This window comes from Pseudoalteromonas sp. NEC-BIFX-2020_002 (genome assembly GCF_013002825.1).
Classification (GTDB): Bacteria; Pseudomonadota; Gammaproteobacteria; order Enterobacterales; family Alteromonadaceae; genus Pseudoalteromonas; species Pseudoalteromonas neustonica.
Genome location: NZ_JABEPJ010000001.1, coordinates 445,480 through 465,732 on the forward strand (window position 1 = coordinate 445,480; position 20,253 = coordinate 465,732).

Below are 20,253 nucleotides of genomic sequence, written 5' to 3' on the forward strand. Positions count from 1 at the left end.
AGCAAAAAAGACACGAATAATCTCTTTTGCTTCGCTCAGGGGGTGAAATTTATAATGTTTAGGTTTTATGAAACAGGACTTATGTCCTGTACGTTAAAAAGCACAAGAATATAAAGTAGCCATATTGGAAAGACGAGGTAAGCATGGCAAGAGCAATTATTTTAATGGCAGATAGCCTAGGCATAGGTGCAGCACCAGACGCAGATAAATTTGGTGATATTGGTGCAAACACATTTGCACATTTGCTTAAAGCATACTTTGAAGAGACCGGCGAAAAGCTATCACTGCCTAATTTATCGTTATTAGGATTAGTAGACGCATGTGAAGCGGCAGGTAACGAGCCATGCTTAATAAGTGACCGCCAAACACCAATTGGTGCATGGGGTTATGCAAAAGAGCTTTCAAGCGGCAAAGACACACCATCCGGACATTGGGAAATGGCCGGTGTGCCGGTGTTATTTGATTGGGGGTATTTCCCTAAAACGCAGCCGAGCTTTCCACAAGAATTAATTGACGAGCTAATTGCTCGTACCGGTATTCCTGGCATTTTAGGCAATTGCCATGCATCGGGAACAACCATTTTAGAACAGCTAGGTGAAGAGCACGTAAAAACAGGTAAACCAATCTGTTACACCTCAGCTGACAGCGTGTTTCAAATAGCCGCGCATGAAGAATCATTCGGACTAGAGAAGCTTTATCAGGTTTGCGAAATCACACGGGCGCTGCTTGATGAAATGAATATAGGACGAGTTATTGCGCGGCCATTTTTGGGTTCTAATAGTCAAGACTTTGCCAGAACAGGTAACCGTCGTGACTACTCAGTATTACCGCCAGCACCGACTTTGCTAGATAAACTGGCGCAAGACGGTGGTGAAGTGATTAGCATAGGTAAAATTTCAGATATCTATGCGCATCAAGGTATTACCCAAAAACATAAAGCTCCAGGCTTACAAAACTTGTTAGAAAAAACAACTGAAGTTATGGCAACAGCGCCTGACCACAGTTTGATTTTTACTAATCTTGTTGATTTTGATGAAAAGTTTGGTCATCGCCGCAACCCTGTTGGGTATGCAAAGGCATTAAAAGAATTTGACGATTATTTACCAACGATACTTAATCAGCTAAAAGCGGATGACGTATTAGTTATTACAGCAGATCATGGATGCGATCCTACATTTCCGGGCTCTGAGCACACCCGTGAATATGTGCCTGTACTTGCTTATCAAGTAGGACTTGAAAATATCCCTCTTGGTGAACGTGCTAGTTTTGCAGACATAGGTCAAACACTTGCCCAGTGGTTTAACTTACCTGCACTTGAATATGGTGATGGCTTTATTGACAAGCTAACTGCACCAAAAGTAAAAGGAAAAGAATAATGAGTACTCCACATATCGACGCTAATAACGGTGATTTTGCACAAACAGTGCTAATGCCAGGCGATCCATTACGTGCGCAATATATTGCGGAAAATTTTCTTGATGATGCCGTTAAAGTAACGGGTGTTCGTAATATGTACGGTTTTACCGGCACATACAAAGGTAAGCCTGTCAGCATTATGGGTTCAGGGATGGGTATTCCATCAATGTCGATTTATGCTCGCGAGTTAATCGTAAGTTATGGCGTTAAAAACCTTATTCGTATTGGCACTTGTGGTGGTATTGGTAGTGATATTAAAATCCGCGACGTTATATTTGCACAAGGTGCCAGCACAGATTCAAATGTAAACCGTGCCCGTGTTCGTGGTTATGATTTTTCAGCAATTGCTGACTTTGACTTACTATTAAGCGGCGTTAACGCAGCAAAAGAATTAGGCATTAAAGCAAAAGTAGGAAACGTATTCACAACCGATACTTTCTATCAAGCTGACAACACTTTTTATCAAGAGCTTGATAAATTAGGTATGTTAGCCGTAGATATGGAAACCGCGGGTTTGTATGGCGTTGCAGCAGAGTATGGCGCAAAAGCCATGGCATTATTTACCGTAAGTGACCACGTGATCACAGGTGAAGCAACCCCAAGTGAAGAGCGTCAAAGCACCTTCAACGAAATGGTTAAAATTGCCCTAGAGTCAATCTAAGCTATATAACAGTTCCTTGGTAACGTATTCACTCGTTTGGAGACACGCCCAAATACAGTGAGACTAACCTCCCAAAGCCGCCTAGCAACCCTAGGCGGCTTTTTTTATTGTTGAGCTTAAAACTTATCGCTTAAAGCTGCTCGATCATTGACACCCCTTTGTTCCTTTGCCACTGTTAAGTGGGGTATGAAATATTTTTTAAGGAGTATACATTGTGTCTAATTGGATTGAGGCGAGTGTAAAAGAGGTTGTTTGGTGGACTGACACATTATTTAGCTTAATTGTTAATGCAGATGTTGAGCCATTTAAAGCGGGGCAATTTACAAAGCTATCAATGATGATAGACGACAAACGTATTGCTAGAGCTTACTCTTATGTTAATGCGCCAAATTCAAACGACTTAGAGTTTTACCTTATTAATGTGATGGATGGTTTGTTATCACAACAATTAGCTAAACTTACTCTAGGTGATACAGTGTTGATCGAAAGCCGCGCCAGTGGCTTTTTTACTATTGATGAAATCCCCGCTAGTGAACAACTGTTTATGCTTAGCACTGGCACCGCAATCGGGCCATTTTTATCTATTTTAGATCAAGCTGATGTATGGCAGAAGTTTAAGCAAATAACGTTAGTGCATGGCGTGCGGTTGAATGCAGATTTAAGTTACCAGAAAAAGATCAACCAGCTACAGCAACAGTATACGCGGCTGCATTATGTACCTGTGGTAAGTCGAGAGCAGGCAATTATCGGCTTAAATGGGCGCATTACAGATAAAATCATTGATGGGAGTTTATTTAAACACAGCCAAAACACCACTTGTCCGCAAAATAGCCAATTTATGATTTGTGGAAATCCGCAAATGGTGAAAGACACCAGCGCATTATTAATCGAGCAAGGCTACTCCCGTAATCGCCGACGAGAACCTGGGCAAATCACAGTGGAGCAGTACTGGTAGAGTGTGTTACTACTCACGGCTTTAAGTGTTAAAGAACTATCATGAAAGGATAAACTTTGTTATTTTAAACCTTCTTAAATTAGTCAGGAACTGTATGAAATCGTTATTCTTTGTATTAATTTTTTTACTTTCATGGTCATCATTTGCAAACCAAGAAGTAAACGCAGCTCAAGCCCAACAGCAAAAAAAGCACGTTGATACTAAAAAAGCAGTGACAGAAGCAATGAATGGCGCTTCTCAAGATGGCCCAGCGGTGATTACTCTGACGCCAAATAACCCTTCACAGATCACAAAGGTTGAGCAAACAACGGTAACAACCACTGAACAAGATGCAGACACAACCAAAGTACTGGGTAGTGAAGTGTCAAAGCCAGCAGAAATACCAAAAAATAAGCAAGAAAAAGCGGCTGCAGTCGCGTATGCAGAGCAAGTCGTAGCGCAAGCAAAAGATGCATTAACCCAAAAGCAGCAAGCAAAAGCTAAACAGTCTCGCGAGTCACTCGCAGTTGTTGAGCAATTACTTAAAGCGTACAACGCACGTAATATTGATGCATTTGTAAATTTGTATGATGAAAATGTCGAGTTTTATGTTTTCCCAAATGAGCTACTCTTTAAAGGAAAAGAAAAACTGATTGCTCGTTACGGTATTATGTTTAAAAAACTTAAATGTATTCAGTCATCGCCAATTAAGCGTATTGTTCATGGCAATATAGTTATTGATCATGAGCTATCAGAAACCTGCTCAAGCGACCCTAAAGTTGTTGATAAGCGCGCTGAATTTGTTTCTAGTTATCAAGTTGAAAACGGTAAAATAACTAAAGTGTTATTTTTCAAGTAGCGGTTTAAGAGAGAAAGGTATGCAAATTAGTGATGATAAAAAAATTCAGTTACTTTATCGTGTTGAGCCTGGTTGTTTAGGTCCGCAAGGAATAGATCACATTGAAGGTTTTTGCAATTATGCGAATCAGAATATTAGCTCGCCTTATTATGCTTTGTATCAGTTCACTGCACGATTAGATAAAAGTAAAGCAGAAAGACAATACAGTATTAATGGGCGTTTATTATCGCAACAGCATGCACAAGTTTATCTTGCACGCTTTGATACTTGTATCGATGAGTTTGAAGAGCAACTCGACGAGCTGCTCACTCAAGCCATAGATCGCTTTTTTGAGCGTTAAACATCACCTGCCAAAATAGCATTAAAGCTGGCGTTATCATGTAAACTTGCGAATGCACTTTCATGCAGTAATTCATTACGTAAGTTAGGTGAGTACTCTAACGACATTTTAATATCTGCTAATGCATCGGCATGTTTGTGGGTTAACGCATACGCACACGCACGTTGCCAATAGGCATAGCCGTAGTCACTGTCTATATCCAGTGCTTGGTTGCATAACTCAATGGCTTGTGCTGTTTCATTAAGCTCTAATAATGCGTCGGCCTTGTAGGCTATTGCTTCAACATCTTCAGGTTTACGATTTAAAATTTCGTCGAATATCTCTATTTTATTGGCTACATCGCTTTCTAGATTTGCGCGCATCCATAATGAGTGGACTTCATTTGTGACTGATATTTTTTCTTGGTTACTTAAAATTTCTTCTGAGCGTTCACGTAGTTTTTCTTCAAACGTGTTTAGACGTGCTTCGTATTCATTAGTGATCACACTTACACGCGTATTTACAATATCTTCAACTTTGTTTTTTACATCACGTAATGAGTTCCAACCCACTAATACCAAAATAGATGCAGTGGCAGTAATAATAAAAAATACATTATTTATGGTGTCAGTTGTGTACGTTATTGCTCTATCGGCGGTATCTAACTGTGCGTGAGTTACTTGTTTAGTGACATCTTCACGCAGTTTTTGTTGATCTTGGCGTACAGCTTTAAGCTCATCAAGAATATAGCGTTCCATAAGTGGTTTATACATAGGTTCTTGTACTTGCGCTAAGGCTTGTTCTTGCTGTTGCTCGCTTGGCGCTGGACGAGATTGCTCAGCATGTACCTGAAACGACAATAAAGTAACAAAAAAAAGTGGAACAAGTAAAAAATAATGACGCATAGTAATGCCTAGTAGATAAATTTAAGTGCTTAAAGGCGAACTGTACCATGACTACTTAGTTGTAACTAGGCAAAACACAGGCAAAAAAAACCAGCTCTAAAAAGAGCTGGTAAAATTGCTTAAACAACAAATTGTCGTCAGGGGTATTAACAGGAGTGAGTGAGCATAATAACCAAATTTATCTGAACAACTACTTAATAATCTCATAGGGTTATGTGATCCTTTGATAAATACAGCATTACCAATGACGATCTGCTGTGCCAGAAACAGAAAAAGCGCATTGGGCTTAACAATGCGCTTTGATCTGTGCTAATGAATATCTGAATCAATACCCAAACTACCTTAGTGGCACTTTACTAATACCCTAAGGTAGTTTGGGTATAGTAGTTATGGTGAAGGTGTACTCCATTGTGCGCTATATAAATAGCCACGTTTAAACCCTTCACATACCATTACGGGGTAACAAACCAATACGATCATATTTAAATTATATACCCAAGTGTTGTGATTCAATGAAACCGTAGGTCGTGCTTTAGCGCGAAGATAAATACCAAAAGTAACAACTGTTGACAACAATCGCGGCTAAAGCTCGCTCCTACCTGCAATTTACCCCATATCGCAGGAACAGGCTTCAGCCGTGATGGTTTACCGTAGGCGTGAGTGTACCTCGCGCTTTTAAACCGTAGGTCGTGCTTTAGCGCGACAATAAATACCAAAAGTAACAACTGTTGACAACAATCGCGGCTAAAGCTCGCTCCTACCTGCAATTTACCCATATCGTAGGAACAGGCTTCAGCCGTGATGGTTTACCCGTAGGTGGGAGTTTACCTCGCGTTTTTAAACCGTAGGTCGTGCTTTAGCGCGAAAATAAATACCAAAAGTAATAATCGCGGCTAAAGCTCGCTCCTACCAGCAATTTACCCCATATCGTAGGAACAGGCTTCAGCCGTAATGGTTTGCCCGTAGGCGGGAGTTTACCCCGCGTTTTTAAACCGTAGGTCGTGCTTTAGCGCGACAATAAATACCAAAAGTAACAACTGTTGACAACAATCGCGGCTAAAGCTCGCTCCTACCATTAATCTACCCCTTATCGTAGGAACAGGCTTCAGCCATGATGGTTTGCCCGTAGGCGGGAGTTTACCTCGCGCTTTTAAACTAAAGACGCCAAACTTACGTGTTATTAATAATATTATTTAAATTTAAGTATAAACAACAAGATCTTAAAGGGTCATAATGATCTTATTTTATAAAATGGTTAAAAAACAGCTTGCAAACCTACCTACTGGTAGGTAGTATTGCTGCATGAACACAACATATACAACTATTTTGCATCATGCGGACGAGTTAATTCAACTCAATGGCTTTAACGGCTTCAGCTATGCAGATTTATCAAAAACATTGGGTATTACTAAAGCCAGTATTCATCATCACTTTCCGGCTAAAGCTGATTTGGGTATCGCGTATTGTTTACAAAAATGTGACGCATTAGCACAGTTAGACTCGCAACTGAAAGCTAAAAAGCACGCAGCAGAGCAATTGCAAGGCTACTTTAATATATTTGAAAGTTGCGTACAGCAACAACAAATGTGCGGCATTTATGCCATGCAAACTGATTTGCAGCTAATGAGTGAGCCACTGCAAAAACAGGTGAATAAGCTCGCTGATCTAGAGTTACAAATACTCGCGCGCATTTTAGAACTTGGTGCGCAATCAGGTGAATTTAAATTTAAGGCAACGCCTTATCAGCAGGCGGTTATTATTTGTTGTGCTATAAAAGGCGCACTAATGTTAAACCGACGTCAGCATCAAGATTTGTTTAAGCAAACCTGTGATGCCTGTATAAATATGTTAATTGTCTGATTTACAATGGGCAATTAACACCAAAATAACCGTGTTAAAAATTACTTATATACAACTACATGGATTTAGAGAGTAGAGCAATGCAGGAGCAATTGCCAAGAACAGTTATATTTCAGAATTTTTACCTTGTTATTGCGCTTGCTATCAGGCGCTAAAATTGCACTAGTAACATAATGCAATTGAAGTAATGCAAAAAATTTTAACCAACAAACCTACCTACTAGTAGGTTTGTTTAACTCACAAAATACAGTGGAGCTAGTTATGACCTTTACATCAACTCAATTAAATACATTAACAACTTTAGGCAACAAGCTCGAAAAAGCAGGCCTACCATTAATTTATATTACCCTAGGCGTTATTTATATTTGGTTTGGCGGGATCAAGTTTAGCGCTGGGCAAGCCGAAGGCATGTACGGCATGATTGCCAATAACCCATTGGTATCATGGATGTACGCCATTTTTTCAAAACAAGGCTTAGTGAACTTTTTAGGCAGCCTTGAAATTATAATCGGCTTATTATTTATTGGCCGTTTTGTAAATCCAGCGCTTTCAGTTGTCGGTGGTTTATTGTCTATGGCGCTATTTATAGTCACCATTAGCATGATGGTATTTCTACCAGGTATAACTACCGATGCCGGTTTCCCGGTACTAAGTTTTGTAGGTGAGTTTTTACTTAAAGACATAGGCTTATTTGCTGCTTCGTTATTTGTTGTAGGGAACAGTTTAAAAGCATTAGTCGCTAAATCAGCGTAATTCCCTAAAGGGTAGTGATGTACCCAAAGGCCCAAAAGGGCCTTTTTTCATTATATAAACAATACGAGATCAACTTTAAGCCGGAGTTGATCTCGTGCTTGTTGTAACTGTCGGTCACGCTTTAGCGCGAAAATAAATACCAGTAGTAACAATTGTGGTCACAGTGGTTTATAAGTTAACGGTCACAGCCAAATAGGCGCAATAACCTAACAGTAATATAGCGCCTTCACCGCGACCAACACGACGGCCAGTATATAAAAAGGCCACTAAAAGTAGCGAAGTAGCTAACAAAACCCACTGATCAAAATGCATAATACGCGAGCTTAATGGTAAAGGTTGCAACAGCGCCGACACACCTAAAATACCTAGCATATTAAAAATGTTACTGCCTAAAATGTTACCCACAGCCACATCGGCATGTTTACGCAACGCCGCAATAACCGACACAGTTAACTCAGGTAACGACGTACCAACAGCCACAACGGTTAAGCCAATTACACCCTCAGATATACCAAATGCTTGCGCTACACCAATTGCACCAATCAACAATACTTTAGAGCCAACAATCAATAGCGCCAAACCGGCAATCAGCATCGCACTGCTAACGAGCAAAGATTGTGGTAATACAGTTACTTCGTTTGCTTCATCTACATGCAACAACGCCTGCGCAGATTGCTGCTGCTTTTCAGTTTTGTAAGTGTAAATAAGGTAAATAAACAGCATGGCGAGAAGTAGCAAACCATCAAAAAAACTAATAAAGTGATTAAACGCCAACACACTAAAAATAACAGACGACGCCAACATAACCGATGCATCGCGCTTTAGCGCCAACGCCGAAATAGTTAGCGGCGTTATAACCGCACATAAACCTAAAATAAGCAGAATATTACCAATATTACTGCCCACCACATTACCCACCGCAATATCTGCTTGGTGACTCATAGCCGCATCAATCGATACCACAAGCTCTGGTGCCGACGTACCAAAGCCAACAATAATTAAACCGCTTAACAAAGGCGACAGCCCAAAACGCTTCGCCGCCGCCAAAGAGCTACGAATTAGCGCCTCACCACCGAGTGTAAGTAAAGCAATACCGAGTAACAAAAAGAGTAAATTAGTCATAAATGTTAATAATAAAAGATGATGGCGGAGTATGACCTGCTTTTAAAATATACGCCATTAATTATAGTTGTGATTTAATGAAACCGTAGGTCGTGCTTTAGCGCGAAGATAAATACCAAAAGTAACAACTGTTGACAACAATCGCGGCTAAAGCTCGCTCCTACCAGCAATTTACCCCATATCGTAGGAACAGGCTTCAGCCGTAATGGTTTGCCCGTAGGCGGGAGTTTACCTCGCGCTTGGTGGTAACTGTTGTGATTTAAATGAAACCGTAGGTCGTGCTTTAGCGCGACAATAAATACCAAAAGTAACAACTGTTGACAACAAACGCGGCTAAAGCTCGCTCCTACCTGCAATTTTCCCCCATATCGTAGGAACAGGCTTCAGCCGTGATGGTTTGCCCGTAGGCGGGAGTTTCCCTCGCGTTTGGTGGTAATTGTTGTGATTCAATGAAACCGTAGGTCGTGCTTTAGCGCGACAATAAATACCAAAAGTAACAATCGCGGCTAAAGCTCGCTCCTACCATTAATCTACCCCTTATCGTAGGAACAGGCTTCAGCCGTGATGGTTTACCGTAGGCGGGAGTTTACCTCGCGTTTGGTGGTAATTGTTGTGATTCAATGAAACCGTAGGTCGTGCTTTAGCGCGAAAAAGTCCAATCAATAGGCACAATTCATTTTGCGAGGTTATGTTTCCCAAATTTTAATTTGCGCGGCGTAAAGCCCCGCCTACGGCAAATTTAATACCCGTAGCAGCGGGTTTACCCCGCGTTTTCGGGCTACACCGAGAAGAAAAAACTATGGCATCGAGTAACTGGCGACGGGCTATGAATACACCTAGCACCTTTCTATTCTATATTTGGAATCACACTTTCTAAGCGTTTTATATCTATATCGCTAATATCAGCAAAACGCTTAAAGTGGCTTGGCCATTGCTGCGTGTAGTCTTTTATTTGGCTGATTATTTTTGTTGCTTTCGCAGTCGTTAAACCAAAGCGTTTAGCTTGAGATAATAAATTGTCGATACTGGCATATCGACCATCATCGCCAAGCCCTATACCATGTTGCTTTGAATTATTGATAGGGGTTATGTCGTAAGCTGGGCTCAAGCGCCATGTTTTATCTGCAAAGTGATATAAAAAAGCATGGTTACGGCTGTGATCGTCAGTGTTACCAATCAGCGCATTAAACACCATTCGCTTATAAAGCTCTGTTGCATCATCAGCATACTCACCAGTATGGTGGCGAATAAACTCAGCCAATTCACCGTAACTGTAGTAAGTTTCTAAATCACTCATTGCCACTTTAGGCTTTTGCAGTAAGCTGTTGGCACTTAAAAAGTGATTAGTAGGTAAACAATTACTCACATCAAATCGTTCGACTAATAGCACATCACCGTTTTCAGTTTCATGAACTTGGGTATTAGCACACCGAATACCTAATTCTTTCGCCATACACATGGCTGCGTGTTCAGCTCGTACTAAATTGAATAAATCATCTTGGCGATTAAATTTAGCCAAATAAAGCTTAGTGCCAATTTGCACTGAGGTTTTGGGCCTTGCGCCGCCCATACTTTGGCCAAACTCAAACGCTTTTTTAGCCTCATTTGAAATAGCTTTATTAGCTAAAAGATCATCTTTTGCTTGATCCAGCAAAGCTAAATCAGCCAAAGTATTTTTATTGGTTTTATGTTTAGAGGCACTGCGCGATAAGCTAAATACCAGTGCGCCCACGCCATAGCCTGAGCCTGCAAGTAAAAACTCCAGCTCGTTTTGTGGCTTAGTATTATGTAAAGATAAAATCAGCTTACGCCCCCACGAATCAGCACCTGCATCACTTAATACCCCAAATACACCTTTATTAGCGGTATAACTGACAATGCCTGGTTGTAAAGGCAGATGAATTGGGTCAAGTGCAAAGGCATCAGTGCGAGCAAGATAACTTTTACCATAGTTAAACTCACCTCGGCCAGTTTGCGTATTTAATTTAAAAAAGCCACAAATAATGGGTTTATCTTCTAGCCCATCAATAAACACATAACACTCAGAAGTCATCGTTAATCACCTGGGTTTTATTGGTTTTACGTTGCCGCGCATTGTAGCCACCCACATCAGCGGCCAGCTCGTTTATTTCATCAAGCAGTGACCCTTGTAATTGCAACACCACGAGAGCTTCAAATAAAACATCACTTTTAACCACTTCCCCTTGCTCCAGTTTTTGTACAGTAGAGCGCGACACACCAATCATCTTGGCAAAAGTGCTCTGCGTGTAATGCAAAGTGCGGTGCTGGCGGATTAGGTCACCCAACCGCTGTGCCAGTTTTAATGCTTGTTCAGATTTCAAAAAATGATTACCTATGCAGTCATTAGGTTGTTAATGATTAGTTTAGCGGTATTTATATTGTTTTCAAGGAGATTTATAAATCTTATTAGTGTTGTGAATAATTTCTTAAAACTAATTTGCACAAAGAGTAGTAAATGACGGCAAATGAGAAGGCAAAAAGCCACGATCAATGAGTTACTGGCTATGAATTGAACCCCGCGCTTTTAAATCGTAGGTCGTGCTTTAGCGCGACAATAAATACCAAAAGTAACAATCGCGGCTAAAGCTCGCTCCTACCAGCAATTTACCCCATATCGTAGGAACAGGCTTCAGCCGTGATGGTTTACCGTAGGCGTGAGTTTACCCCGCGCTTTTAAATTGTAGGTCGTGCTTTAGCGCGACAATAAATACCAAAAGTAACAATCGCGGTTAAAGCTCGCTCCTACCTGCAATTTCCCCCACATCGTAGGAACAGGCTTCAGCCGTGATGGTTTGCCCGTAGGCGGGAGTTTACCCCGCGCTTTTAAATCGTAGGTCGTGCTTTAGCGCGAAGATAAATACCAAAAGTAACAACTGTTGACAACAATCGCAGCTAAAGCTCGCTCCTACCATTAATCTACCCCTTATCGTAGGAACAGGCTTCAGCCGTGATGGTTTACCGTAGGCGTGAGTTTACCTCGCGCTTTTAAACCGTAGGTCGTGCTTTAGCGCGAAAATAAATACCAAAAGTAACAATCGCGGCTAAAGCTCGCTCCTACCAGCAATTTACCCCATATCGTAGGAACAGGCTTCAGCCGTGATGGTTTACCCGTAGGCGGGAGTTTACCTCGCGCTTTTAAATTGTAGCTCGTGCTTTAGCGCGACAATAAATACCAAAAGTAACAATCGCGGTTAAAGCTCGCTCCTACCTGCAATTTCCCCCACATCGTAGGAACAGGCTTTAGCCGTGATGGTTACCCGTAGGCGGGAATTTACCTCGCGCTTTTAAATTGTAGGTCGTGCTTTAGCGCGACAATAAATACCAAAAGTAACAATAGCGGCTAAAGCTCGCTCCTACCATTAATCTACCCCATATCGTAGGAACAGGCTTTAGCCGTGATGGTTTACCCGTAGGCGGGGAGTTTACCTCGCGCTTTTAAATTGTAGGTCGTGCTTTAGCGCGAAAATAAATACCAAAAAGCTCGCGCCTACCAGCAACCTACCCCATATCGTAGGAACTGGCTTCACTCGTAGGTTAAAGTAATTAATTTATTAGTCGTAAAAGCCTATATTTTTAGTGGTTATTCAGGTACATTAATTTTTATACTAAAAAACACTCAGTAACCCATTCTTTTGTATTGATTTTTGCCATGGAGCGGTAGAGCAATGTCAGTTAACAGCATCGACTATTACAATCAGCACAGCAAAGATTTTATAGCCTCGTCGTTAAATGTAGATATGTCTGCGTTGTATGCTGAATTTACACCTTTACTCCCCAAACATGCGTTTATATTAGATGCCGGCTGTGGCACTGGCCGCGATACAAAATACTTTATAGAGCAGGGTTTTAACGTTACCGCAATAGACGCAAGCAAAGAGCTTGTTGAATTTGCCACTAACCATATTGCTCAACCTGTTATTCATAAAACCTTTATGCAAATTGATGACACCAACATTTACGATGGTATTTGGTGTTGTGCAAGCCTGTTACATGTGCCAAAGAACGAACTTTCAACGGTATTTACCAAGCTCGCAACGGCCTTAAAAGCCAACGGTATTTTGTATGTGTCGTTTAAATATGGTGATACAGAGCGAGTACACAATGGCCGCGAGTTTACAGATTTAGCTGAGCATGGCCTACAACACATTATTAGCGCACAGCCATCGCTTTGCATAAGTAAACACTGGATCACTGGCGATCAACGTACAGAGCGCGGTCACGAACAATGGCTTAACGCCATAATACGAAAAGAGCCTTAAAGTTTATGAAAGCCATGCAGCAGCAACTCGACTTTATTGCTTATATTCAACGCATGCTGATTGAAGGTGATTTTAGTGCAACCTATAAATTTGCATTACTGCACGCGTTGGCCGATGTATGTGTAGAGCAGCCGATTGAATCCGATCAAGCTGCACTTAAAATAGAGTTAGCCACCTTGGCCGACAAACTTATTGAGCTTTATTGGCACCATGCCGTACCGTTTGCGTCAGATCAAACAGGCGAAAGCGCCTTACTAAAGCAAAACAGTGGCGCGCAATCTAAAGTGATATCGGTGCTGTATGAGTGTCAACAAAACAACATTCGTAATTTACGCGCGTTAAAACAAAGCTCTTTGTATAAGCCAACATTTAACGCGGCAATGGCCACACTTAAAAGTGGCCCACTGTGGCGCTTACAAATACTCGCAAAACAAGCCGAGTGCTTTTTATACCCGCATACCAACAGCACACAATACATTACCTTAAATGCGGGCATCGCCAGTTGTTTTAGGCGCTTTTATGATTTAGTGGTGTATTTGGCCAAAAACGCGTGGCTGCAAAAAATTCAGAGTATTAAACATAACCAAACGTTAATTGGCCCGCAAAGCCAACTGCACGACTTTTTATTCGGCTTCGACCGCAACGCACTGAGTAAAGCTAAACCTGTGTTAATCGAGTTACAACACGGTAATTGCTTTTATTGCCAAAAGCCGTTGAATAGTAAAACCGAGGTTGATCACTTTATTCCGTTTGCCCGCTACGCGAATGACTTAGGTCATAACTTTGTAGCCGCGCACAGTACGTGTAATAACAGCAAACGCGACTTTTTAGCCGCGCAGTTACACCGCGAACGCTGGCAAGAGCAAAACTTAGTAATAAATAGCCAGTATTTAACCCGTGAACTCAGTAATTATTTTAATTGTGATGCAGACAAATCACGTTCAGTGAGTGATTGGGCGTATCAGGTCGCAGAGGCGAACAGCGCGAAGTTGTGGTTAGCGAAAGACAGCTTTGAAGAAGCCGCTGGTATGGGGTTATATCTGCATAACAAAGAGCAGCCAAATGCTGAACTTGATTTAGTGGCAGAAGAAAAGCCAAGGTATGACGCGTAGGTCTTACCGTACGCGGAAGTTTACCTCGCGCTTTGTTTAACTGTAGGTCGTGCTTTAGCGCGACAATGTATTTAATTACAAATGGTTATACTTTTGTTGTAGGAACTGGCTTTAGCCGTGATTTATAGGTGATTTTGGAAAAGGGATTAAAAACCTCTATTCGAGGTTTTATCGCGTTGGCGATGGCAACCAAAGGGCGGCTGCCGCCGACCGCCCTTTGGAATCCCACGGCGCACCCGAGGATCACACTTGATCTTCAACTTGCGTTAATGATGTGAACGTAACCAGCGTAGATAGGCCATCCATGGCCAAGCTACGCTTTTTACAGCATCCATGCTGTAAATTACTCATCATTAACTCAGTTTCAGGTGTGATCACGGGGAATTGGTGTGTGTTGGTAGATTGGTGTTTAACGTTTTATTTAGTGAAGACTCATGCTAAGTTTGTATTTAATAATAAAAAATAAAATAAGCCTAAATTTTATTTGCGGCAAAGCAATTAAAAACTGTTGTTTTTAATTGCAACCATTAAAATAGCCGCATTAAATTAAGTTGTATTAAGAGTAAAAAATGTCTACAAAGATGGATAAAAACAAACAGGGAGTTTATATCGACCTCTTCTCGGGTTGCGGTGGCTTGTCTTTAGGACTTGGAAACGCTGGTTGGAAGGGACTTTTTGCTGTGGAAAAAGATTCAATGGCATTCAACACTTTTAAACACAACTTAATTGACGGAAAACATTCTCACTTCGAATGGCCATCGTTTTTACCTAAGAAAGAAACGACTATCCAAGAGCTTTTAGAAAAGTATCCACAAGAACTTACTTCCTTGCGAGGGAAAGTAGATCTGATCGCTGGAGGCCCTCCTTGCCAAGGCTTTTCACTTGCAGGGCAGCGGAATGAAAAAGATCCACGTAACAAACTTTCTGAAGAATATATAAAAATGGTTGAACTTGTTTCCCCAAAATATATTTTACTTGAAAATGTTAGAGGCTTCGCATCATCATTTAAGTCGGCTACAGGCAAAAAGGCTAAGCTTCCATATGCGATGGTAGTGAAGAAAAAATTAGAAGATCTTGGTTATGCTATTTTCCATGATTTTTTATGTAGTGCTGATTTTGGTGTTCCGCAAAAGCGCACTCGTTTTATAATGATTGGGATTAAAAAAGAGCATTTTAAAAATGAATCACAAAACCCATTCGATCAGCTGTTAACTATGCGTAGTGATTTTTTAAAAAGCAAAGGATTGCCTGATACTAAAATAAGAGTGAAAGATGCAATAAATGATCTTTTAATTGAAAATAATCAATTAGATTACCACTCAGGCAATCAAAAGTCAGGATTTAAAAAGCTTAAATATATTTCGCAAACTAAGCCTAATGCTTATTTAAAGTTAATGAGAAATGGAATGGGCAAGAAATCACCTAATAGTTTACGAATTGCACGCCATAGACCTGAAACTATTATAAAATTCAAACTCATACAGAAAATTTGTAAACCTGGAATTACTTTAAGTAATGAAATGCGTGCTCAAATTGGTACTCGTAAACAAGCTATTACAGTACTAAATCCTGAACAACCATCCAAAACATTAACTACTTTACCAGACGACCTTCTTCATTACTCAGAACCTAGGATCTTAACTGTGAGAGAAATGGCTAGAATACAGTCTTTCCCTGATTGGTTTGATATTCTAGGTAAATATACAACAGGGGGGAATCGAAGAACTCAAGAGTGCCCCAGGTATACACAAGTAGGAAATGCTGTACCTCCTTTGGTTGGAGAGATAATTGGACTAACTTTAAAAGGAATTAATAAAATAAAATGATATTAAATACATTTGATGCAAATTTTATTGCAAATGCTGGTGTAAAAGACATTGTAGGGCGAGGGCTAATATACAACGATAATGTAGCTATAATTGAACTTGTAAAAAATTCTAAGGATGCAAATTCAAAAAGAGTGATTTTAGAGTTTAATAACCCTGTTACTAAGTCTGAAGACCTTGGTGGTTTGCTGGAAGGAAGTGATTTAGCACCTGAGATTATTATAAAAGATTTTGGCTCAGGAATGAGTAAGGATGATTTGAAAACAAAATGGCTAAATATTGCTTATTCGGAGAAAAAAGCTCTTAAAGATAAGGTGTATGCAGGTAATAAGGGGGTAGGTAGATTTAGTTGTGATCGACTAGGTAAACACTTAGAACTGTATACTAGAACAAAAGGTGGGGAGTGCCTTAGACTCAAGATTAAATGGGAGCTATTTGAAGATAAAGACAAACAGGATGAAATCTCTAAAATCCCATTAGTTATTGAAGTTCTGACCGAAGATGAGCTATTTTTAAACATAGGTGAGAGTAAGTTCGAATCAGGTACCGTTCTTAAAATTCAAGGATTAAGAAGTATATGGTCTGAGCAGAAGTTTAAAAAATTAATTTCTGATTTAGAGAAATTTACCCCTGAGTTAGATTCAACTTTTGAAATACATTTAAATTCTAACGGTGTATTTAAAGATAAAGAACTCGCAAAAAAGTTTAACACTAAAGTTTCTAATAATATTTTAGAAAAGCTAGCTTTCAAAACCATTTTCATAAAGTCAACTATAAGCGCTAATGGTAGCACTATTGAAACTACCTTATATTATCAAAATCAACAGGTTTATAAATATAAGTCCGAAAATCCCTATAGAAGTCTAAAAAATATATCTATAGAGGTTCACTATTTAGATTCGATAACAAAATCTTATTTCACTAGGAATGTAGGGGTTCAATCTAATAGTTATGGCTCGGTATTTTTGTTTTATAATTCATTTAGAATATCTCCATATGGCAACGAAAAAAATGATTGGCTAGGGTTAGATCAAAGAAAATCACAAGGTACAGCTCGCTATTTTGGTACAAGGGATATTGTTGGTCGTATTAATGTATTAGATTTGGATAACTCTTTTTCAGTAATTACTAGTAGGGAAGGATTAGCGCACAATAACGCATACTTGGATTTAGTTGCTCATGATTCTGAAGAAAAAACTATATTAAAAAGTGGTAAAGAAGAGTATGGATATGCAATAACAATTATTCGACAGTTAGAGAACTTTGTTGTAAAGGGACTAGATTGGAATAGGTTGTTAGACACTTCTGAAAAGCTAAAGAGTGTCTCTTCAGAAGATTTATTAAAAGATCCTGATAGGTTTAAATCAAAAAAACTTTCTTCCGAATTAGTTCAAGAGGTGTGTTCAAAAATAATACAGTCAAATGTTGATATAACTGAGTTTGAAATTAACAATGGTTTGATTGAAGAAATAGAAAATATAAATAAAGTAAAACATGAGTCTTTTTTAAATGATTTTTTGAGTAAGGCTAAAGATAAAACGATAAAAGAGTTAACTAAGCATCAGCAATTTACAGTAAAAAAAATAGTTGAAGAACAGAATAAAAAAATAGAAAAAGCGGAAGAGCAAAAAGAACAAGCCGAGAAAAAAGCAAGTAAGGTGACTCAGGAGCTGCAGGTAGAAAAAAAACAAAATGCTTACCTTATGGCGACTCGACGAACCTTAAGCCCTGATGCTGATGGGCTTATTCACACTATAAAAATAAACAATATTGAAATAAATGAAGGAATTGAAACTTTAATTGAAGGGATCTCTTATGATGAGTATAGTAAGGAAGATATCATCTCTAAATTATCGAGTCTGAAACTATATTCATTAAAATCACTAAAAATGACAGAACTTGCTACTCGCTCAGGTTTTGATAATGACATTGATGTTAGAAACGTTGAAGTAATAAAGTATATTGATGAATACCTAGGTATTTATAAGTCTACATTTGGTTCTAATGGATTAACTATTTCTGTTGGAGCTATTGGAAAACCATTCATTAAAAGTTTAAGCCTTCTCAATTTTTCAGTTGTTTTAGATAACTTATTATCAAACTCTTCAAAATGGGGAGCTAGTGAGTTTAAATACTCTTCAAGCTGCGAGGGTAACGAGTTGAATATACTATTCTCAGACAATGGAGAAGGTCTATCTGATATATTTTTGAATGATCCCGAGCAAATTTTTAAATTAGGAGTTCGTGATGAGCCACCTGAAGAGTGTGGTGGTTCAGGAATTGGCCTTCATTATACTCGTAAACTATTGACTGAAATGGGTGCCGAAATAACCTTCGTTGGTAATGGGGTTGATTTAAAGGGAGCTACTTTTAAAGTTGTTTTTAAAAATATATGAAAAACAAAAAAATATTAATAATTGATGATGGTGATGTGGAACAAATAGTACAAAGAATTACCACGAAACTAAGACGCAAAGGGATAGAGCTACAGGCAGATATCCTTAATGTAAATGAAGTTCAATTTAAGAAGAATGATGGTGAAGGACAAATAATAGATTTTGGAAAAATAAAGCAAGAGATTAAGAGGGTATATTTTCCTAAACGTTATGATATTGTTTTATGTGATTTTAGTTATGGTCATGATCCATTAAATGGGTATGAAGTCATTAAGTGGCTGATCAATGAAGCTAAGAATCAGAAAGCTAAATTAAGACATTCTATATTTATTAGTTATTCATCAGAAGAAGATAAATTTAAAAAAGAGATATTTGATAATCAAAGTTTAATTAAACTAATAAGATTAGATATTCATGACTTTTATGACAGGGACAAACTGACAGATAATATTCCGCGGCTGATAGTTAAGCAAGATAAAGCTCTAAATTATAAACTGCACTTTATTTCTATGCTTGAACATAATCCTGATTTTGTTTTAAAAAATGGTTTTCCGCCATTCTGTGGGAAAAAACTTAAAGATGTAGCAAAAGAGATCGAAATGGAAAGTGAACAGGGGCAAGAATTTCAAAGAGAGTTATTTCAATTGACATATGCTCATATTGTGGAATTAAATGAGGATTATCAATAGTGTATTTAATATTTCCAAATGACCCTTCAACTGATTTTTTAAAAGAAGTAATAAATCATTCGATAGAGTTGTTTCCTGAAATCAACCTGGTTGAATGTGAAGCTAGCGATGATTCTTACACCGCTACCAAGGATTTTCTAGCGACAATCCCTGAAGGGCGGACTATATTTTTTGTCGGTCATGGTTCATTAGATTCACTATACGGTGGAGCATCACATGAAGTTGAAAAAAGGCCATTAATAACACTAAAAAATATAAATTTATTTAAGAATTCAAAGCTTATATTAATGGCTTGTAACTCAACTGGATTTCTAGAAAGTTCACGAAAAATGAGAAATTTTTCTGATGGATTAGGTTTTGGTTTGCTACCTTCTGAAATGAGAGAACTTCAAGTAAATCGAAAAATAAGGGAGATAGGACTAGCCGAGGATGATTTAGATAAATTTAAAGAAATCTTGATTGCTCTTTTTAAAAAGATAATATCTAAAGTTGCAAGAGGAGAACACTGTATAGAAAGTTTAGCTACATTCGTATCAACCTATATTAGTAAATTAATTAATGAATTAGTTACAGATAAAAATATGGTAAAGGTTGCTAAATTACTCTTTTATGTGAAAAAAGATCTTATTTCAGGCTAGGACTTGGAGTTTAAGCTTAAATTTATATTTAGAATTATTTTTGTTATTTATATAGTAACTCAAGCTATCACCGTTTATATTTTTCAATAAGCTTGCCTAAAAAGAGCGATAGCCAAGTAGCAGCTTCAGCTGACTCAAGCTGACGTTCACCGACATAAAACTGGTCGCGATTTAAATTTTGCTCAATTACTTGGGTAATTAACTGCTCGTAAATACCAATTTTTTCCATTAAACCGCTCCCTGTTGCGAGGGTTTAGTGTACTAAAAAAACCAATGTAAACAAGCATTAACTCAAGATTGAATTAAAGGCCGCTGTTAAGATCATTCCCCGTGATCACACCCGAAATTAAATTAATGATGAGTAATAACAGCGCATGGATGCGCGTTAAGCTGTGACTTCGCCATGGACGGCGAATACACAGCATTTACGTTCATATCATTAATTTAAATTGAGGAAGCTGTTTGATCCTCGGGGCGCCGTGG

The 20,253-nt window shown here is 39.0% G+C and carries 18 protein-coding genes; 13 read left to right on the plus strand and 5 right to left on the minus strand.

The genetic code is table 11. The annotated features are described in order from the left end of the window. The first annotated feature begins 143 nt into the window (after positions 1-143). The 5 genes from HJP15_RS01805 (at position 144) to HJP15_RS01825 (ending at position 4,210) form a co-directional block, all read left to right on the plus strand. Complete coding sequence (locus tag HJP15_RS01805) at positions 144-1,376, plus strand: phosphopentomutase (protein WP_170172931.1); 1,233 nt, start codon at positions 144-146, stop codon at positions 1,374-1,376. Continuing rightward, complete coding sequence (deoD, locus tag HJP15_RS01810) at positions 1,376-2,077, plus strand: purine-nucleoside phosphorylase (protein ID WP_054203997.1); 702 nt, start codon at positions 1,376-1,378, stop codon at positions 2,075-2,077. The genes HJP15_RS01805 and deoD overlap by 1 nt, the downstream gene beginning before the upstream one ends. 214 nt (positions 2,078-2,291) lie before the next feature. Next, a complete protein-coding gene (locus HJP15_RS01815; protein ID WP_170172932.1) occupies positions 2,292-3,032 on the plus strand; it encodes an FAD-binding oxidoreductase in 741 nt (246 codons plus the stop codon). A 94-nt stretch (positions 3,033-3,126) separates the two neighbouring features. Continuing rightward, positions 3,127-3,870: a nuclear transport factor 2 family protein gene (locus HJP15_RS01820; protein WP_170172933.1), complete on the plus strand. Its 744-nt coding sequence runs from the start codon at positions 3,127-3,129 to the stop codon at positions 3,868-3,870. 19 nt (positions 3,871-3,889) lie between these two features. Then, positions 3,890-4,210 (plus strand): hypothetical protein, encoded by a 321-nt coding sequence (locus HJP15_RS01825; protein WP_054204000.1) that lies wholly within the window; start codon positions 3,890-3,892, stop codon positions 4,208-4,210. Here HJP15_RS01825 and HJP15_RS01830 read toward each other — a convergent pair. Beyond that, positions 4,207-5,094 (minus strand): tetratricopeptide repeat protein, encoded by an 888-nt coding sequence (locus tag HJP15_RS01830; RefSeq protein ID WP_054204001.1) that lies wholly within the window; start codon positions 5,092-5,094, stop codon positions 4,207-4,209. The two genes, HJP15_RS01825 and HJP15_RS01830, sit on opposite strands and share 4 nt — an antisense overlap. Positions 5,095-6,396: 1,302 nt before the next feature. Here HJP15_RS01830 and HJP15_RS01835 point away from each other — a divergent pair. Both HJP15_RS01835 and HJP15_RS01840 read left to right on the plus strand, forming a co-directional pair. Next, a complete protein-coding gene (locus HJP15_RS01835; RefSeq protein ID WP_054204002.1) occupies positions 6,397-6,954 on the plus strand; it encodes a TetR/AcrR family transcriptional regulator in 558 nt (185 codons plus the stop codon). Positions 6,955-7,215: 261 nt separating this feature from the next. Beyond that, a complete protein-coding gene (locus HJP15_RS01840) occupies positions 7,216-7,707 on the plus strand; it encodes a DUF417 family protein (protein ID WP_054204003.1) in 492 nt (163 codons plus the stop codon). 168 nt (positions 7,708-7,875) lie between these two features. Here the strand turns inward: HJP15_RS01840 and HJP15_RS01845 are convergent, their stop codons facing one another. The 3 genes from HJP15_RS01845 to HJP15_RS01855 form a co-directional block, all read right to left on the minus strand. Then, positions 7,876-8,829: a calcium/sodium antiporter gene (locus tag HJP15_RS01845; RefSeq protein WP_054204004.1), complete on the minus strand. Its 954-nt coding sequence runs from the start codon at positions 8,827-8,829 to the stop codon at positions 7,876-7,878. Positions 8,830-9,676: 847 nt separating this feature from the next. Beyond that, positions 9,677-10,882 carry a type II toxin-antitoxin system HipA family toxin gene (locus HJP15_RS01850; RefSeq protein ID WP_170172934.1) on the minus strand — a complete coding sequence of 402 codons (1,206 nt, stop codon included), beginning with the start codon at positions 10,880-10,882 and terminating at the stop codon, positions 9,677-9,679. Continuing rightward, a complete protein-coding gene (locus HJP15_RS01855; RefSeq protein ID WP_054204006.1) occupies positions 10,872-11,171 on the minus strand; it encodes a helix-turn-helix domain-containing protein in 300 nt (99 codons plus the stop codon). The genes HJP15_RS01850 and HJP15_RS01855 overlap by 11 nt, the downstream gene beginning before the upstream one ends. Before the next feature lie 1,344 nt (positions 11,172-12,515). Here HJP15_RS01855 and HJP15_RS01860 point away from each other — a divergent pair. The 6 genes from HJP15_RS01860 to HJP15_RS01885 all read left to right on the plus strand — a co-directional run bounded on the left by HJP15_RS01860 (position 12,516) and on the right by HJP15_RS01885 (position 19,770). Then, positions 12,516-13,109: a class I SAM-dependent methyltransferase gene (locus HJP15_RS01860; protein WP_170172935.1), complete on the plus strand. Its 594-nt coding sequence runs from the start codon at positions 12,516-12,518 to the stop codon at positions 13,107-13,109. 5 nt (positions 13,110-13,114) lie between these two features. Continuing rightward, positions 13,115-14,221: an HNH endonuclease gene (locus HJP15_RS01865; protein ID WP_249365775.1), complete on the plus strand. Its 1,107-nt coding sequence runs from the start codon at positions 13,115-13,117 to the stop codon at positions 14,219-14,221. Positions 14,222-14,790: 569 nt separating this feature from the next. Continuing rightward, positions 14,791-16,047: a DNA cytosine methyltransferase gene (locus tag HJP15_RS01870; protein ID WP_170172936.1), complete on the plus strand. Its 1,257-nt coding sequence runs from the start codon at positions 14,791-14,793 to the stop codon at positions 16,045-16,047. After that, on the plus strand, positions 16,044-18,443 hold the full coding sequence (locus HJP15_RS01875; protein WP_170172937.1) for a sensor histidine kinase: 2,400 nt from the start codon (positions 16,044-16,046) through the stop codon (positions 18,441-18,443). Before HJP15_RS01870 ends, HJP15_RS01875 begins: the two co-directional genes overlap by 4 nt. Then, positions 18,440-19,132 carry a response regulator gene (locus HJP15_RS01880; RefSeq protein ID WP_170172938.1) on the plus strand — a complete coding sequence of 231 codons (693 nt, stop codon included), beginning with the start codon at positions 18,440-18,442 and terminating at the stop codon, positions 19,130-19,132. Before HJP15_RS01875 ends, HJP15_RS01880 begins: the two co-directional genes overlap by 4 nt. Next, entirely contained in the window at positions 19,132-19,770 is a 639-nt protein-coding gene (locus HJP15_RS01885) for a hypothetical protein (protein WP_170172939.1), read from the plus strand. The genes HJP15_RS01880 and HJP15_RS01885 overlap by 1 nt, the downstream gene beginning before the upstream one ends. A 67-nt stretch (positions 19,771-19,837) precedes the next feature. Here HJP15_RS01885 and HJP15_RS01890 read toward each other — a convergent pair whose 3' ends face one another. Continuing rightward, on the minus strand, positions 19,838-19,999 hold the full coding sequence (locus tag HJP15_RS01890; protein ID WP_170172773.1) for a hypothetical protein: 162 nt from the start codon (positions 19,997-19,999) through the stop codon (positions 19,838-19,840). Positions 20,000-20,253: the final 254 nt, after the last annotated feature.

Bases quoted from the DNA above. Each gene is read 5' to 3' on its own strand.
- HJP15_RS01805 (WP_170172931.1), top strand. From the start codon at position 144: ATGGCAAGAGCAATTATTTTAATGGCAGATAGCCTAGGCATAGGTGCA.
- deoD (WP_054203997.1), top strand. From the start codon at position 1,376: ATGAGTACTCCACATATCGACGCTAATAACGGTGATTTTGCACAAACA.
- HJP15_RS01820 (WP_170172933.1), top strand. From the start codon at position 3,127: ATGAAATCGTTATTCTTTGTATTAATTTTTTTACTTTCATGGTCATCA.
- HJP15_RS01825 (WP_054204000.1), top strand. From the start codon at position 3,890: ATGCAAATTAGTGATGATAAAAAAATTCAGTTACTTTATCGTGTTGAG.
- HJP15_RS01830 (WP_054204001.1), bottom strand. From the start codon at position 5,094: ATGCGTCATTATTTTTTACTTGTTCCACTTTTTTTTGTTACTTTATTG.
- HJP15_RS01835 (WP_054204002.1), top strand. From the start codon at position 6,397: ATGAACACAACATATACAACTATTTTGCATCATGCGGACGAGTTAATT.
- HJP15_RS01840 (WP_054204003.1), top strand. From the start codon at position 7,216: ATGACCTTTACATCAACTCAATTAAATACATTAACAACTTTAGGCAAC.
- HJP15_RS01845 (WP_054204004.1), bottom strand. From the start codon at position 8,829: ATGACTAATTTACTCTTTTTGTTACTCGGTATTGCTTTACTTACACTC.
- HJP15_RS01850 (WP_170172934.1), bottom strand. From the start codon at position 10,882: ATGACTTCTGAGTGTTATGTGTTTATTGATGGGCTAGAAGATAAACCC.
- HJP15_RS01860 (WP_170172935.1), top strand. From the start codon at position 12,516: ATGTCAGTTAACAGCATCGACTATTACAATCAGCACAGCAAAGATTTT.
- HJP15_RS01865 (WP_249365775.1), top strand. From the start codon at position 13,115: ATGAAAGCCATGCAGCAGCAACTCGACTTTATTGCTTATATTCAACGC.
- HJP15_RS01870 (WP_170172936.1), top strand. From the start codon at position 14,791: ATGTCTACAAAGATGGATAAAAACAAACAGGGAGTTTATATCGACCTC.
- HJP15_RS01875 (WP_170172937.1), top strand. From the start codon at position 16,044: ATGATATTAAATACATTTGATGCAAATTTTATTGCAAATGCTGGTGTA.
- HJP15_RS01880 (WP_170172938.1), top strand. From the start codon at position 18,440: ATGAAAAACAAAAAAATATTAATAATTGATGATGGTGATGTGGAACAA.
- HJP15_RS01890 (WP_170172773.1), bottom strand. From the start codon at position 19,999: ATGGAAAAAATTGGTATTTACGAGCAGTTAATTACCCAAGTAATTGAG.